Origin of the sequence: Bacillus weihaiensis (genome assembly GCF_001889165.1) — a bacterium.
Lineage (GTDB): Bacteria > Bacillota > Bacilli > Bacillales > Bacillaceae > Metabacillus > Metabacillus weihaiensis.
Genome location: NZ_CP016020.1, coordinates 1,893,758 through 1,908,984, shown reverse-complemented (window position 1 = coordinate 1,908,984; position 15,227 = coordinate 1,893,758). Strand labels below are relative to the sequence as shown.

Genomic DNA, 15,227 nt, shown 5'->3' with positions numbered 1-15,227 from the left:
GCTGTCTATTCTCCTTCACATGACTATTGATCCTGCAAATCTTTTATTAAGACCCACATGACCTTTTCTTCTGTCATCCCTTCTATTTGAAATCCTATTTTCTCCAATACTTTTTTTGAAGCAATGTTTTCAGGATTACTTGTAGCAATGATTGTTTTCACATTTTCGTCCTTAAATCCCCATCGAACCATTTCTTTTCCCATCTCTGTTGCAAATCCTCTTCCTCTGTATTCAGGAACAATACTATAGCCTATATCAAGGACACCATCATGATCTGGTCCTCCTTTAAAACCCATATCGCCTATTATTTTGTTCTCTTCTTTTAATACGATGATTCCTTCCCATTCATTTTCATGAGGGTATTTTTTAAATCGTTCGACTTTATATGGGAAAAATTGTTGATAGACTTCAAGTGGGAATTCATCTGCCACTTCAAATGGGACTTCATTTATAAATTTTGAACGATCACATAACAACTGTTCCATCATTTCAGCGGTAAAGGTAATCATTAGTAACCGCTCTGTCTCTATATACGGAATTGTTATCCCCCCCTATTTGACAAGTTCAAATCTTTGATTATCCTAGCAGGATTGCCCCCTATAACAACATTAGAAGGAAATGACTTTGTAACAACAGCTCCTGAAGCAACGACTATATTGTTCCCTAATGACACTCCTGGATTAATCACAGCTTTTCCACCAATCCAGACATTATCACCAATTTTAACTGGAATTCCATACTCCTTACCTGAATTTCTTTCAATTGGATCTAATGGATGTGTGGCTGTATAAATATGAACACCAGGTGCTACCATGCAGTTATCTCCAATTATGATCTTGCAAACATCAAGAAATACACAATCAAAGTTCGCGTAAAAATTCTCACCTACATGTATATTAATGCCGTAATCACAACGAAAAGTAGGTTCTATATAGAGGTTCTTTCCTGTCGAGCCTAATAATGTTTTTAATAGCTCTTCTCGAACAGTTTCTTCTGTTTCCTCAGTTTGATTAAATTGTCTCGTTAATTTTCGAGCCTGCATGCGATCTTTTACTAGCTTTGGATCAGCAGCAACATACAGCTCTCCATCAACCATTTTTTGTTTTTCTGATTTCATAAAATAGCACCACCATCAGCAATTCTAAGTTAAGTTTGAAAGACATTGTATACTAAAAAGTACTATGTACATGAATATAAATGCGTTTGCTTACCATCACTCTCTTAATCCCTTGGACTTAAACCTAGATAATCTTCTTGGGAAATAACGGCAACCTGATGATCACCTTTTTCATACACTGTCATGCTCCCCACCACTTCCGTTGGCGTCCAGCCGTATAAACGAATCATAATTAGATAATTAAATGGTAGACCATTTTCTTCAGAAGCTGCCCACCATTCGTACGACTCTACTTTCATAGAAGAATCCTCATGAGTAAGGGTTGCTCCAATTGGAATAGGGAAGCCTTTATAAAATACAGAATCTCGGAATCCAAAGAAGAAATAAAAGCAAACTAGCAAAATGGCCATACTTCCAATTATCACGGGTTTCTTTTTCACTCAACTAACTTCCCTTCTTCAATTTAAATTTAGAGTAATAATAGTATTCTGCGGATTTTCTTATCACTCATTAAATAGCTACAGCATATATAAAGCCAATCTTTAGGAAATAGCTATATCTGAAAAATTGGTGGTTTGCTTTATCCTTCTATTCCTTTTCTATATGAAGGTATGATTCTCTAAAAAATAGAGTAGTCCCAAGACAGCCTCGGATTCCTTACCAACTAATAATTGGTCACCTACTTTTATATGAAACATCTCAATACTGAGATGGATGATTACAGCTAGAAAGGAAAAAAACTAGAGTAGGAGCATGTTAACCATTCATATTAACCTCCTTGATAGTAGCGAGAACTCTACTTATTTTACCATAAAAACCCACTACATAAATGTTTAGATAGCAAAAAAAGAGACCGGACAAAATGTCCTAGCCTCTCCTATTCATGCGTGAAAATTGGTTCCATCCGTCGTCGCGTTAATGATCCCTGCACGAACAACAAAATCTCCAAAATGCTCATTTTCTTCACGTTCTTTTGCATAGCGAGGAATGATTTCTCCAAGCTCTTTTAAAATTTCCTCTTCACCAATATTTTCCCTGTGCATTTTACTTAAACGGCTTCCATCATGAGCAGCACCCAGGTACATATTGTATTTACCAGGACCTTTCCCAATAAAGCCTATTTCACCTAAAGCATGTCGCGCACATCCGTTTGGACAGCCTGTCATACGAATCGTGATTTCCTTGTCACGAAGACCATTTTCATCAACAATTTTTTCAATTTTAGTCATAAGGACTGGTAAATAGCGCTCTGCTTCAGCCATCGCAAGTCCACATGTTGGTAAGGATACGCAGGCAATCGAGCTTCTACGAAGAGCAGAATGATGCTTGCCATCTGTTAGTCCATATCTTTCAATTAGTTCATTGATTTGCTTCTTCTTTTGACTTGATACGTCAGCGATAATCAGATTTTGGTTCGCAGTTAAACGAATATCACCCGTATGAATTTTGGCAATTTCACGCAATCCTGTCATTAGCTTATAGTCATCATAATCCGTAACACGTCCGCCTTCAACGAAAAGCGTAAAATGCCATTTGCCTTTGATTCCTTTTTCCCAGCCATAGCGGTCTCCATTATGATCAAATGAGAAAGGCTTTGCATCCTCTAATTTGTAGCCTAGACGATTTTCAAGCTCTTCCTTTACATTTTCCAGCCCTAATCTGTCGACTGTATACTTAAATCGAGCATTTTTACGAACAGAACGGTTTCCGTAGTCACGTTGAATCGTAATGATTTTTTCAGCAACTTCATACACCTGTTCAGGTTTACAGAATCCGATTACTTTTGCAAGTTGAGGATAGGTTTCCTTATCACCATGCGTCATACCCATTCCGCCACCAATGGCAACATTAAAGCCAACAAGGTTACCGTCTTCTACGATCGCAATATAGCCTAAATCCTGTGAAAAAACATCGATATCATTAGAAGGTGGCACAGCAACCCCTATTTTGAATTTACGTGGTAAGTAAAGAGGGCCATACATTGGTTCAACCTCTTCTTCAACATCCGGTGTACCTGCAACCTTTTCCTCATCAAGCCATAGCTCATGATAAGCTCTTGTACGAGGAAGAAGATCGTCACTTAACACCTTTGCCCACTCATACACTTCTGCATGAACCTCTGATTGATACGGATTTGGATTACACATAACGTTACGGTTTACATCACCACAAGCAGCGATGGTGTCTAGTAGAGAGCCGTGAATTTCTTGAATGGTGCTCTTCATATTCCATTTTAAAATTCCGTGTAATTGGAACGTTTGACGTGTTGTTAACTTCATCGTACCATTTCCATATTTTTGAGCTAAATCATCCATGACAAGCCATTGGTTCGGTGTAGCAACTCCACCAGGTAAACGTACACGTAGCATAAACTGATACGCAGGCTCTAGCTTTTGCTTTTGACGCTCATTTCGAACATCTCGGTCATCCTGTAAGTAGCTGCCGTGGAATTTCATGAGTCGGTTGTCATCTTCTGAAATGCCCGAGCTCAATCTCTCTGCCATTGTCTCCTTCAGTGTGCCGCGTAAGTAATTACTATCTTCCTTAATGCGCTCTACATCACTTGGAGAGCCTTCTGGTGCTTTTAACACTTTATTCGCCATGTTTGTTATCTCCTTTCTAATGAGGGTATTAATACACATCACGGTGGTAGCGTTTTTGTTTCTTCATCGCAGCCACATATTCTTCTGCTTTATCTCGAGTCATGTTACCTTCTTTTTCAATGATTGTAAGAAGAGTTTCATGTACGTCTTTTGCCATATAATTTTTATCTCCACAAATATAGAAAACGGCTCCTTCTTCTAACCACTGGAAGAATTCCTTGCTGTTTTCTAGCATTCTGTGTTGAACATATACTTTTTCTTCATTGTCGCGTGAAAAAGCAACGTCCATCTTCGTAAGCACACCATCTTTGACCCACTTTTGCCATTCGGTTTGGTAAAGGAAGTCTGTTACAAAATGCTGGTCTCCAAAGAACATCCATGACTTACCTTGTGCACCCGTCTCTTCCCTCTCCTGCATAAATGAACGGAAAGGAGCTACACCCGTACCAGGTCCAACCATAATAATAGGTGTTTCCGGATTTTCAGGAAGTCTGAAGTTTTTATTTTTTTGAATATAAATTGGCAATTTATCACCTGGTTGAACGCGTTCTGCTGTTAAAATGGAACATACTCCGTTACGCTTACGTCCATGTGCTTCGTATCTAACCGCACCAATTGTTAAATGAACCTCTTCTGGATTTGCTTCGATACTACTTGCGATCGAATATAGTCGTGCAGGCATTTTACGTAAAATCGACAAGAAGTCTTGAGCTGTAAAAGACCAAGGTTTAAAATCACGCAAAAGATCAAGTATATCCCGACCAAAAATATAGGCTTTTAGTTGGTCTCTGTTTTCTGCTTCAATTAATTTTGCTAAATCCGGGTTTGTCGTAAAAGCAGATGCTTTCTCGAGAACTGCCTTTGTTAACACTGTTATTTCAAAATAAGATGTAAGAGCCTCTTTTACTGTTAAAGTATCTCCGTCCTTATTTATCGTTACTTTTTCGTCAGGATTCCACTTTGTTTCTTCAAGGATTAGCCCCACTAATTCTGGATCATTTTCTGGGAAGATCCCAAGAGCATCACCAGGTTCATATGTAATACCTGATCCTTCTAATGATAATTCTAAATGACGCGTTTCCTTATTTGCTCCACGTCCATTTAAATTAAGGTTCTCTAATACTTCTGCATGAAAAGGATTTGTACGCGAATAGACGATTTCTGTTTGTTCCACTTGAGGAGCTTGTGTCTTGTCATCTGAAGCTTCGGCTACCTGATCACCATTAGATAAACCCTCAACAATTCCTTTAAGCCATTTTGAAGCCGACTCTTCAAAGTCCACATCACAGTCGACTCTATCAAAGAGACGTGTTCCACCTAATGCTTCTAGTTTCTGATCGAAATCAATCCCCGTTTTACAGAAGAACTCATAAGATGTGTCGCCAAGTGCTAAGACAGAAAAGCGAAGGTCTTCAAGCTTCGGTGCACGTCTACCGTGTAAAAATTCATGGAATGCTATCGCATTATCAGGTGGCTCGCCTTCTCCATGTGTACTCACCACAATAAGAAGGTTTTTAACTTTTTTAAGGGAATTAGGTTTAAAATCACTCATAGAAGAAATAGTTACATCAAAGCCCTTCTCCTTAAGTGTTTTGCCTGCATTCTCAGCAAGTGACTGAGCATTACCTGTTTGAGACCCAAAGAGGATGGTCACTTCTTTAGAGATTGAAGCCGGTCCCTTAGTAGCGGATACGTTACCTGCTTGTATCGCTTCACCGCTATTTTGTATAGATGTCACACCAGGGGCTTGTGTACCAGTTAGGTATCCGCTAAGCCAATATTTTTGGTTTTCATTCAATTTAGGTAATAATTGATTTAACAGATCCACTTGTTCTTGACTAAATGGACTATTGATTACTTGAAGTTGCAACATGTTCACCTCGCAAAGGAATAAGACTTACTTTTACTTTCTCACTTCATTTTTAAAAAGATTGAATACTATTATAATAGTTTCACTATTCCTATAAGTCAAATAGGATTTAATGATCATATCTATTAATAATCTTAATTGACTACATCTACATTATTAATAAACCCTTTAATCAAATGCAGTAGAAACACACCTATTATAACAAGACTTCAATATTCTTTCCATATATGCCTCCAAAGGTTACATTTATTATACATTTTCCTATCGAATAACATATGTGAAAACGCCTAGATTGTTTTTAGAAGCAATGGAATTGATCATTACCTCTTAAATTGAGGCTAAATACGCGATTTCCATGGAATTCACTAATTTGGGATAGTGATGGTTTATCCTTGTATATTCATTCACACCATGTGGGATGCTTATATAGATAAGCAGGGAAATTGTCACTTGCTATCAGGAATATATGGCTATCATTTACATAGATACACCCTGCATATGGATTGCTTTCTACTTTTAAAAAGATTGTTTAATCGATCTTGACACTCTAGAGATTGGAGAAATGAGAATGAAAGACCTTAAACCATTGACCTCAAGTGAAGTCGGGACACTTTGGATGACCTACCAAGAAAAAACCATGCTTCAGCGTTTCTTGGAGTATTTTATAGAAGTATCTGACGATAAAGAAGCAAAGAATATTATGACCAATACACACTCAACTATTGTTAAATATGTAGAGGTTATTAAGACAATATTTGAAAAAGAAGGGGCAGTTATTCCAATTGGTTTCACGAAAGAGGATATACATATTGGAGCACCTAAATTGTACGATCAAATGTTTGATATTATGTTTCTTCGGATGATTAAGGAGATTAGTATGGGGTTACACACTCTTCACCTTAATATGTCTTATCGTGAGGATTTAGTCCTCTTATATAAAGAACTCACAGCGTTTACACAAAATGTCTTTCACACATGCGTTGAGTATCTACAAGTTAAAGATGTTCTTCCACGCCCACCTTCTGTTACAATGCCTAAACGTGTGGAATTTGCTAAAAATACCAATTATATGAGTGGACTGAACTTATTTTCAAACAAACGTGCATTAAATACTGTAGAAGTCTCTTATATCTATCATACAATTGAAAGTAATATATTCGGCATGCAAATGATTACAGGCTTTGCTCAAGTAGCCAACGAACCAGAAGTAAAAAAATACTTTGTTAAAGGGAAAGAATTATCAAAGAAAATTGTGACGGACTATACTCAAGTATTACTTCAAAGTGATATCCAACCTTCTTCAACGTGGGGAGCGAAAGCAACAGACTCAAAGATATCACCTTTTTCAGATAAGTTAATGATGTATTGTACAAGTCTTTTTACAAGCTTTGGCCTTGGTAGTAATGCTTTAGGTACCTCTTTTAGTTTACGTTCTGATCTGCCCCTCCTTATGACAAGTACAGCAAAGGACATCTTCACTTACGGACAAGATGGAGGTAAAATCATGGCGAGAAATGGATGGATGGAACAACCACCTACAATGGAGGATCGAAATAATTTGACGAAGTAATAATATAGGCAATTTCTTTTGTCTATGTTATAGTAAAAATAAGTAAAATTCTAAGTTTTCAGAAGATATAAGTTTCACCTCTTTATTTTCTAGCTTTTGAAAATAAACAAAAAGGATGATTCTTATTAAAATGGGACAAAAGGTTATATATAATAGTAGAGTCTACTACTTTTTCTTTGATCATGGAAATGAATTTTGTGAAATTCAAGACAGCTATACACAATCTATTTTGCTCGTATCTTTTTATGATTTAATCTTGCGTGTGAAATAGTAAAAAAGCGTTAGGCAGCGACCGAGTGACGACATGCATAACTCGATTAGGAATTATGAACATAATACCTAATCTTGACTCTGGCTTTCCGTGTCTAGAGCTAGACACGAATTCCACGTACAAAATATTATCATGTCGTAATAGGCTGACGCATTAATGGCGTCAGCCTTTCTTGTTGCTTCCCTAACGTTAGAAAGTATCTAAAAGATTAGGTGCTTCGACACAAAGCTTAGTTTACTAACCTAGTCGCTCCTACGTTTTGTTCTTTGAAATCACTAAAAAACTTCCTTATCAAGCCTTTTTGTACTTCTTACTGTATCAATCGGTCTTACCAATCGTTCAATTTCTTCTCGTTTCGGTTCTAAAAACGGTGGTAAGGAAAGCTTTTCACCAAGAGTTTCATACGGCTCATCCCCCATGAACCCAGGACCGTCTGTCGCAAACTCAAAGAGAATCTGCGGAGCTACTCTTGCATATAGAGATTCAAAGAAATGACGGTTGACATATCCAGAAGTAGGAAACCCAAATGAATCAAGATGGTTTATCCACTCGTCCAACACTTTTCTGTCCTCAACCCGGAACGCTACATGATGGACTGTCCCAAAGCCCTGCATACTTTGAGGAAGTGACGTATTTTCTTCTAAAATAATTTGGGCTCCATTTCCACCTTCTCCTACTTCATACAAATGATACTTCCCCTTATCTGACACTTTCCGAAACCTTAAGATTTTCACTAACACATCTTCCAAATGGTAATAATTCTCAACTGTGATTGATATTGGACCTAGACCTGTAATAGCAAAATCAATGGGTACAGGTCCGTTTTTCCACGGCTCACCTGCAGCTATTCCTTCATTTAATTCGTCTGATATAAGCTGATATCTTTGATCATCAAAATCAACAAAGGGAAGAACCTTTTTTCCAAATTGCTCTTGAATGCCTTCATGAGAAAGATGATAATGATCGAAGCGCTTAACCCAATAGTCTAATGCCTCATCAGAAGGAACACGAAAGGACGTTTTTGAAATCTCATTTGTACCATGCACTCCCTTTGGTATACCTGGAAAATCAAAAAAGGTCATATCTGTTCCTGCGTTCCCTTTATCGTCAGCGAAGAATAAGTGATACGTTTGGATATCATCCTGGTTTACTGTTTTCTTAACCAGTCTCATTCCTAACACATATGTGAAAAATTCATAGTTCTTTTCTGCACTACTTGTAATGGCTGTTACATGATGAATACCCTTTAACGAATTCATATCTGTTTCCTCCTAGGATACAAAGTAAAAAACCTTACGTTCAAATATCTTTAATTCGAGATAAATGTATCAAATCTCTCTATTTATGTCAATTTAAATTGTATAGTAGCTACTCGTAATAATAATTTGGATACAAAGTAATCGTTTTACTAAAACGTTATACAATAAGTCAATGTGTCAAATTGTATCATTTCCATAGATTTGTCAAGGATTGAAGCTTACTAAGGCATCCTTTAACAAAGTATAAAACCTGCCCAAATGGTCATCCTAATCATGAAGGAGGTGTTGAATAATGGCACAAGACGTACTGTGTGAAGTAAGTAGCTGCGTTCATAATATTAATAAAGAAAATAGATGTGGTGCAACTCAAATCTACGTTGTAAATCACAAAGAAAAAGATGCGCATTCTAGCGCTGAAACGGATTGTAAAACATTTGAACCGGCAGGACTATAAGTTATTGGAGACAATCACGCCCATGATTGTCTCCCTCTCTCCCTTATTATTGATAATAATAATCATTATTATTCATTTTCTTCCTTTTTTCTACATATACGTCATGACAAAATGTAGGACAACTTCTGATTGAGTAAGATTCTTATATGTATGATCACGGTCTCCTCTAAATTTGATTGAATCGTATTGGTTTAGTACATACTCTTCTTGATCAACCACTACAACCGCTTCTCCTTCCATTACTGTCACATACTCTATAACACCAGCTTGATGTGCACCTGGATGATAGTCACTATTAGGTTGTAAAAATGCTCGATGAAGTTCCATCGACCTAAAGTTTGTCGAATCAAACATAGGTTCTAATGAGCACGCTCCGTTTTCACTGACAATTCTATTCCCCTCATGGTTTCTCACAACAACAACTTCCGCTTTTTCATTCATTAAGGTTGAAATCGGTAAGCCTAAAGAATTTGCAATTTTCCAGATTACTGATAATGAGGGATTTGCTTCACCTCTCTCAACCTTTCCTAACGTCAGCTTGCTAACAGCTGATATGTCCGCTAACTCTTGAAGGCTTAAATTTCTTTCTTGTCTTACCATTCTTAGTGTTTGACCAATTTGCTGGACTAATTTTTCAACTGATTCTTCTTGTTTTTTATCCATCTCTATCTCCTTATAAAAATAATTTACGCTCATTATATATATTATAGTTTACTTTAAGTATATTATAGTATAACATTTGAAGAAAATGTGAAGAGAGTGATGTGGTGTGAGGGAAATTTTCCTAGGTGTGGTAGCCTCAATGTTTTTTGCTGTCACGTTTATTTTAAATCGTTCAATGGAATTATCGGGTGGAAGCTGGATGTGGAGTTCATCATTACGCTTTCTCTTTATGCTTCCCTTTTTCTTCCTCATCGTTCTATGTAGAAAAAATTTCCAAGAAGTAGTACAAAATATAAAAGAACAGCCATTTCAATGGGGAATTTGGAGCTTTGTAGGTTTCGGCTTATTCTATGCTCCTTTAACCTTTGCTGCATCCTATGGACCAGGCTGGCTAATAGCAGGCTCTTGGCAATTAACAATTGTAGCCGGTACATTACTAGGACCTTTCTTTTATAAAACGATACAGACTAGTCAAGGAGAAATAAAGGTCCGTAATCAGCTTGAAGTACGTTCTTTATTGATCTCACTTATTATTATAACAGGTGTTGGCTTTATTCACTTTCCAAACGTCTCTTCCATGTCAATTTCCACACTGATACTAGGGTTAGTTCCTGTTATGATTGCGGCCATTGCATATCCGTTAGGAAACCGCAAAATGATGGAAGTGTGTAACGGTAAGATCGACACCTTCCAACGTATTCTAGGTATGACCCTTATGAGTTTACCATTTTGGCTCTTCCTCTGCCTTTTTGCTTATATTCATGTTGGTTTGCCTTCTTCTCAGCAAGTTCTGCAATGCTTTATCGTTGGTGTAAGCTCAGGTGTCATTGCCACTACTTTGTTCTTCCTCGCGACAGACAGGACGAAGAATTACCAAGGGAAATTAGCTGCAGTTGAAGCCACACAATCGTTACAAGTTGTCTTTGTCATCATAGGTGAAACAGTATTATTATCAGCCCCACTTCCTACAGGCTTAACAATGCTAGGTTTAGTCCTGATTATGCTTGGGATGATTCTACATAGCTATTTCACAAAACCGAAAAAAGGAAAGGGGGCAAATCTAACCCAATCCGCCTCATAAGTAAGGGAAATGATGTTAAAAAAGTTGCAATTGATAAATATCATGAAAATACAGGGAAAGAATAAAAACTGGTCAATCGGAGAACCTAAGAAATGAGCATCAATCGGTGCTCACAGTTCCTAAAACCATTCAAAGGGGTGTTGTACGATGGCAAGACAAAAACTGTTGGTGCCTGGTGCAGAAAATGCTCTCCATTCCATGAAAGAGGAAATTGCGAATGAATTAGGAGTTGAACTTGGTGCCGATACGACAGCTCGAGCTAACGGTTCTGTAGGTGGCGAAATGACTAAGCGTCTAGTAGCGTTAGGTGAAAGTCAGCTAAAGAATCGATAACACTTTTTAGTAAAGGATGACTCGTAAGTGCCTGGCACTTAAGTCATCCTTTTTTATCTTCTATTCGTTCACATCTAGTCGATTAAGCACATAATCTAACTCATGAGCAGGTAAAACATAAATAGGCTTCCCCTTCATCCCAAAGGATAGCGGTTCTCGACGGTCATATAACGCACCTTTTTCAACAAAGTGAATGTAAATGCTAACTCCGAACTTTTCTTTTAATTCTTGTTCATATTTAGACATCCTATTCGCTTCACTTTCTTGCTCTTCTTTTTCAATCACAAGATGGAGAGCATCATCACGAGTTGCTGCCGCCCAATATTTATTACTGTTCAATGGAGAAATGATTTCTTCTATATCCCATAGATCAAATTCTATATCCTTTACGCTCCATTTAGCCTCTTTTCGCCCATGTATTTCATAATAAGGTTTTCCACACGTACACAACTCAGTAGAAATTCGAACAGTATCACCTGTTATATATCGAATCATAGGTGTTGCTGATTGTGATAATGAGGTAATGACCAGATTACCTATCTCCCCTTGTTGAGTAGCCGTTTGAAGATCATCTTCTAGAATTTCAAGATAGAAGTCATCATTTACCTGGTGAAGATGTTGATCCTTGCAATCAACCATAATTGTCCCTGTTTCTGTCATGCCATAATTATCATAAACAGGAACACCCCATATCCGTTCAAGCAACCTTCTTCTGTATACAGTGATAGGCTCACCTGCTGTACAGATAGCCCTTAAATGGGGGAAATCCTTTCTCGGATTAAGCCCTACACCCTCAGCCACTTCCGCAAGCATCACTGCATGAAGGGACATACAAGCTAATATGGTAGCCTCACATTTCCGTAACAACTCTATCACACGTGTCATGGGTGTGATTGTTGTCCTGCTATCTGTTGGAATGATGCATGTTCCATGTTGTTTTCCTGTGTCTTGCATCGTATGAGCAATGATTGACATGGCATATGGAAACCGAACAACCATTGTATCCTGGTTTGAAAAATGAACACCTGTTTCACTCGTCCGTTTTATGATGCTATTTAAATCTGTTTCACTATACCAAATTGAGATAGGTTGACCTGTTGTTCCAGACGATTCATGGTATTGAACCGTTTGATCTTTTGATACGGCAAGTAATCCAAATGGGGAGTTCTCTCTCAGATGTCGCTTTGTTAAAAATGGAATCCTTTTAAAATCCTCAAGTGAGTGAATGTTCGTATTCATAAGGTGCCTTTTATAAAATGGAGAGGATTTTGCATGGTCAATTGACTTTTGTAACCTTAAAAGGAGTTTTTGTTCTTCCATTGCATTACACCCTTACCATGCTAATTATTTGTGTACAACTCGAATAGTCTTTCCTGTTGGTCGTGGTAATTCCTTAACAAACTCGAATGAAAAAGGTATACCCGTAGAGTATTCCATCTTACTTGCTAACTCATCGGCAAGATCTGTTGAAGGAGTCACACCTTCTGCTAACTCACAACGAACGTGGATTTCTTCATTATCTTCTATAGGATCAATCACAAACTCATACCAATTTCCTACTTCTGGCTGACTCATTAAAAACTCTTCTAAATAAAAAGGAGAGAACGATGTTCCGTTGTACTTAATCTGATCACGAACTCTTCCACGTAAATGGAACTTCGGTAACGTTACTCCACATTCACACGGATCTGTTTCAATATAACCTAAATCTCCTGTTCTAAAGCGTAAAATTGGTGCATCATAACGTAACATACTTGTGATAACAATTTCACCAATTTCCCCTGGCTCAAGGACTTCTCCAGAAGTAGGATCAACAATTTCCATATAGACATGTGCTTCTGTTAAGTGATAACCACTATGATCATCACATTCGATTCCCAGCACACCACATTCTAATGAACCGTAGAAAAAGTTAGCTGTTGCACCAAAGATTTTTTCTACACGTCGACGAAAAGCTGGAGAACAGCCTTCACCTGTCAAATAGACTGCTTTTAGTTCTAGGCTAGTAAAATCAAAGTCTTGTTTTTTAGCTTCCTCCGCTAACATAATGGCCCATGATGGACTAGTAATGATCACATTTGGCTCTAGGTCTTTAATCATTTTTAATGTTTTTGCTGGGGTAGAGTAAGCTCCCCCTTTTCCAGCTGGAATGACGGTTGCATTACAGCCTTCCATAAATGTTTTATGAAAAGCCAAGCCAGCAGCACTCATTTCATAAGGTAAGCCATTTAAACAAACATCAGGTGGGTCAATTGGGAAGAGCTTTGGATATCGTGGAGCTAAGTCATGTAAATAGTAATCATTCCACGTATAAAGCATATATATTTCTTCTCCACCTGTTGTACCTGTGGAAACCTGAACTAATGCAACATCTTCTTTATCGCAAGTTAATAAGATATAAGGATTTCCTCTTAACTCATCCTTATTTAAAAACGGAATCTTCTGAATATCTTCCAACTTTTTAAATTCTTTAGGAGAAAATCCTGCCTCTTCCATTTTTGCGCGATAAAATTCATTTTGATCGTATGATCGTTTTAAGATTTCCTTTAAGGAATCAAGTTGATATTGCTGAATTTTTTGCGGTGACATTGAGTCTGGATGTAGCGTGTTAGATGCAAAATGACGTGACATTGGCATCGGTTTTTTTAACTTACGAAGTTTTTCTTCAAATATTGAAGTCATGCTTGAAAACCCTCCTGATTGTTTCATAGATACTTTTTCATTAACTTTGAAACTAGTTAAAAAATTTTTTTCAAGATGTACCATAGACTTGGCTTCAAATTATGCCTCTACCCGCTACATCTACTTTATGAAAAGGAATGTAAAAAGTGATAGAGAATGTAAAAAACTAGTAATACGCCTACCATTCTAGTAGATAGATTTGTGTTGAAAACTCATTTACTTAAATAGGTTTGGGTGAAAATATTCAGTGATGTTAAAACCAGGTTGTGAACTACCTAAAAAGGTTAGCTGATAGCGCTTATAAGGAATGAGTTTTCCGGTAATTCTTAATTTATGCTGATAAGGGATAGAAGAGGTATTGATGATGCCATATTCTATAATGACTCTGTTAGCCTTTATTTGATTTTCTCGAAGATAATGACCAATTCCACTTTGTTTTTGAATCATACTATAATAGACACTTTTCGGAATGAATGACGGATTGATACAAACATAGTTATGGGCGACCATGCTAGTTTGGTTAGGAGAAATTGTTACACTCTCCCTAATTAACCGCAGGGTGTGTGACTCTTTATCTAAGTTATAGAATTGATTAACCACCTTAATTTTCACGCTTTCTCCTATCTCACGTTCTAGAAGATCTGTTGTTCTCCTATTACTGGTGAGGAGCATATGCATAGGATGATTCCCTGTCACTCTACTGCTACTTATACACTATCACCTCCTATTACGGCCATCACAATGGTATATATATGCAACGAATACTAGTCGGCTTGGATATATTTCCTGATTTTGAAATTGAGGCGTTTAAACTAGTTTCGATTTTATAAGTAAAAAAAGATCCTGTTAAGGACCTTTTTACTAGGATTAGTTCCCTTGTATGAATTGTTGCTTCACCTGCTGGATGTCTTGTGTTTCAGCTTGAGAAGCAGGTGTGTAGTAATTGTGCTGAAGTGCTGCTTGATAAAGCTCCCATTGCTTCTGCTCATCACCGTTACGAATTTGAATGATTGTTTGACGAAGCTGTTGATTATCACATTGAGAAATAATTTGAGCATATGTTCCTAAACTTGCGTTTAACTCTGACAAATAGTCTGCTACCATTGTTTTTTCACTTAACATATAAAATCCCTCCTATCCTAAAAATGTCATTAATTGCTGCTTTGTTTGACGTGCACTGTTTGCATGGTTCTGAAGCATTGATTTAATTTGTGGATCCGTACATTGTTGCGCATATGTATCAAGCTTCGTAGCAACAGTATCGTGTCCACCGATTAAATGACGAAGATTTTGAAGCTCTAATTCATTTAAGTTAGCCATCATA

16 protein-coding genes are annotated in these 15,227 nt (G+C 37.4%); 4 read left to right on the top strand and 12 right to left on the bottom strand.

The genetic code is table 11. The features are described 5' to 3' along the window. Positions 1-23: 23 nt before the first annotated feature. The 5 genes from A9C19_RS09225 to A9C19_RS09205 form a co-directional block, all read right to left on the bottom strand. Positions 24-509, bottom strand: coding sequence for a GNAT family N-acetyltransferase (locus A9C19_RS09225; protein ID WP_072579676.1), 486 nt, complete (start codon positions 507-509; stop codon positions 24-26). A gap of 32 nt (positions 510-541) precedes the next feature. After that, positions 542-1,117 (bottom strand): maltose acetyltransferase domain-containing protein, encoded by a 576-nt coding sequence (locus A9C19_RS09220; protein WP_072579675.1) that lies wholly within the window; start codon positions 1,115-1,117, stop codon positions 542-544. A 104-nt stretch (positions 1,118-1,221) separates the two neighbouring features. Further along, the gene (locus tag A9C19_RS09215) at positions 1,222-1,557 is read right to left on the bottom strand and encodes a hypothetical protein (protein WP_083584331.1); all 336 of its coding nucleotides are present in this window, start codon (positions 1,555-1,557) and stop codon (positions 1,222-1,224) included. A gap of 441 nt (positions 1,558-1,998) precedes the next feature. Next, the gene (gene cysI / locus A9C19_RS09210) at positions 1,999-3,720 is read right to left on the bottom strand and encodes an assimilatory sulfite reductase (NADPH) hemoprotein subunit (RefSeq protein ID WP_072579674.1); all 1,722 of its coding nucleotides are present in this window, start codon (positions 3,718-3,720) and stop codon (positions 1,999-2,001) included. Positions 3,721-3,748: 28 nt separating this feature from the next. Next, entirely contained in the window at positions 3,749-5,590 is a 1,842-nt protein-coding gene (locus A9C19_RS09205; RefSeq protein ID WP_072579673.1) for an assimilatory sulfite reductase (NADPH) flavoprotein subunit, read from the bottom strand. A gap of 568 nt (positions 5,591-6,158) precedes the next feature. Between A9C19_RS09205 and A9C19_RS09200 the strand changes: the two genes are divergently transcribed. Beyond that, positions 6,159-7,160, top strand: coding sequence for a DUF3231 family protein (locus A9C19_RS09200; RefSeq protein ID WP_083584330.1), 1,002 nt, complete (start codon positions 6,159-6,161; stop codon positions 7,158-7,160). 546 nt (positions 7,161-7,706) lie between these two features. On the opposite strand, the gene A9C19_RS09195 is transcribed toward A9C19_RS09200, so the two are convergent. Then, positions 7,707-8,690 (bottom strand): ring-cleaving dioxygenase, encoded by a 984-nt coding sequence (locus A9C19_RS09195; RefSeq protein ID WP_072579671.1) that lies wholly within the window; start codon positions 8,688-8,690, stop codon positions 7,707-7,709. A gap of 292 nt (positions 8,691-8,982) precedes the next feature. On the opposite strand from A9C19_RS09195, the gene A9C19_RS09190 reads away from it, so the two are divergent. Beyond that, positions 8,983-9,144, top strand: a complete 162-nt coding sequence (locus A9C19_RS09190; RefSeq protein ID WP_072579670.1) for a DUF1540 domain-containing protein — start codon at positions 8,983-8,985, stop codon at positions 9,142-9,144. Positions 9,145-9,234: 90 nt separating this feature from the next. Here A9C19_RS09190 and A9C19_RS09185 read toward each other — a convergent pair whose 3' ends face one another. Then, positions 9,235-9,807 carry a helix-turn-helix domain-containing protein gene (locus tag A9C19_RS09185; protein WP_072579669.1) on the bottom strand — a complete coding sequence of 191 codons (573 nt, stop codon included), beginning with the start codon at positions 9,805-9,807 and terminating at the stop codon, positions 9,235-9,237. Positions 9,808-9,913: 106 nt separating this feature from the next. Between A9C19_RS09185 and A9C19_RS09180 the strand changes: the two genes are divergently transcribed. Next, positions 9,914-10,888: a DMT family transporter gene (locus tag A9C19_RS09180; protein ID WP_072579668.1), complete on the top strand. Its 975-nt coding sequence runs from the start codon at positions 9,914-9,916 to the stop codon at positions 10,886-10,888. 147 nt (positions 10,889-11,035) lie between these two features. Beyond that, positions 11,036-11,221: an alpha/beta-type small acid-soluble spore protein gene (locus A9C19_RS09175; protein WP_072579667.1), complete on the top strand. Its 186-nt coding sequence runs from the start codon at positions 11,036-11,038 to the stop codon at positions 11,219-11,221. Between the two features lie 60 nt (positions 11,222-11,281). On the opposite strand, the gene A9C19_RS09170 is transcribed toward A9C19_RS09175, so the two are convergent. The 5 genes from A9C19_RS09170 to A9C19_RS09150 all read right to left on the bottom strand — a co-directional run bounded on the left by A9C19_RS09170 (position 11,282) and on the right by A9C19_RS09150 (position 15,223). Next, positions 11,282-12,541 carry a phenylacetate--CoA ligase family protein gene (locus tag A9C19_RS09170; protein ID WP_072579666.1) on the bottom strand — a complete coding sequence of 420 codons (1,260 nt, stop codon included), beginning with the start codon at positions 12,539-12,541 and terminating at the stop codon, positions 11,282-11,284. Between the two features lie 24 nt (positions 12,542-12,565). After that, positions 12,566-13,903 (bottom strand): phenylacetate--CoA ligase family protein, encoded by a 1,338-nt coding sequence (locus tag A9C19_RS09165; protein WP_072579665.1) that lies wholly within the window; start codon positions 13,901-13,903, stop codon positions 12,566-12,568. 216 nt (positions 13,904-14,119) lie between these two features. Beyond that, positions 14,120-14,515, bottom strand: a complete 396-nt coding sequence (locus A9C19_RS09160) for a hypothetical protein (protein WP_145925786.1) — start codon at positions 14,513-14,515, stop codon at positions 14,120-14,122. Positions 14,516-14,770: 255 nt separating this feature from the next. Continuing rightward, on the bottom strand, positions 14,771-15,025 hold the full coding sequence (locus A9C19_RS09155) for a spore coat protein (protein ID WP_072579663.1): 255 nt from the start codon (positions 15,023-15,025) through the stop codon (positions 14,771-14,773). Positions 15,026-15,037: 12 nt separating this feature from the next. Next, entirely contained in the window at positions 15,038-15,223 is a 186-nt protein-coding gene (locus A9C19_RS09150; RefSeq protein WP_072579662.1) for a spore coat protein, read from the bottom strand. Positions 15,224-15,227: the final 4 nt, after the last annotated feature.

Excerpts from the sequence above, each read along its gene's own strand:
- A9C19_RS09155 (WP_072579663.1), bottom strand. The coding sequence starts at position 15,025 with ATGTTAAGTGAAAAAACAATGGTAGCAGACTATTTGTCAGAGTTAAAC.
- A9C19_RS09175 (WP_072579667.1), top strand. The coding sequence starts at position 11,036 with ATGGCAAGACAAAAACTGTTGGTGCCTGGTGCAGAAAATGCTCTCCAT.
- cysI (WP_072579674.1), bottom strand. The coding sequence starts at position 3,720 with ATGGCGAATAAAGTGTTAAAAGCACCAGAAGGCTCTCCAAGTGATGTA.
- A9C19_RS09185 (WP_072579669.1), bottom strand. The coding sequence starts at position 9,807 with ATGGATAAAAAACAAGAAGAATCAGTTGAAAAATTAGTCCAGCAAATT.
- A9C19_RS09190 (WP_072579670.1), top strand. The coding sequence starts at position 8,983 with ATGGCACAAGACGTACTGTGTGAAGTAAGTAGCTGCGTTCATAATATT.
- A9C19_RS09200 (WP_083584330.1), top strand. The coding sequence starts at position 6,159 with ATGAAAGACCTTAAACCATTGACCTCAAGTGAAGTCGGGACACTTTGG.
- A9C19_RS09195 (WP_072579671.1), bottom strand. The coding sequence starts at position 8,690 with ATGAATTCGTTAAAGGGTATTCATCATGTAACAGCCATTACAAGTAGT.
- A9C19_RS09150 (WP_072579662.1), bottom strand. The coding sequence starts at position 15,223 with ATGGCTAACTTAAATGAATTAGAGCTTCAAAATCTTCGTCATTTAATC.
- A9C19_RS09220 (WP_072579675.1), bottom strand. The coding sequence starts at position 1,117 with ATGAAATCAGAAAAACAAAAAATGGTTGATGGAGAGCTGTATGTTGCT.
- A9C19_RS09165 (WP_072579665.1), bottom strand. The coding sequence starts at position 13,903 with ATGACTTCAATATTTGAAGAAAAACTTCGTAAGTTAAAAAAACCGATG.
- A9C19_RS09170 (WP_072579666.1), bottom strand. The coding sequence starts at position 12,541 with ATGGAAGAACAAAAACTCCTTTTAAGGTTACAAAAGTCAATTGACCAT.
- A9C19_RS09225 (WP_072579676.1), bottom strand. The coding sequence starts at position 509 with ATGATTACCTTTACCGCTGAAATGATGGAACAGTTGTTATGTGATCGT.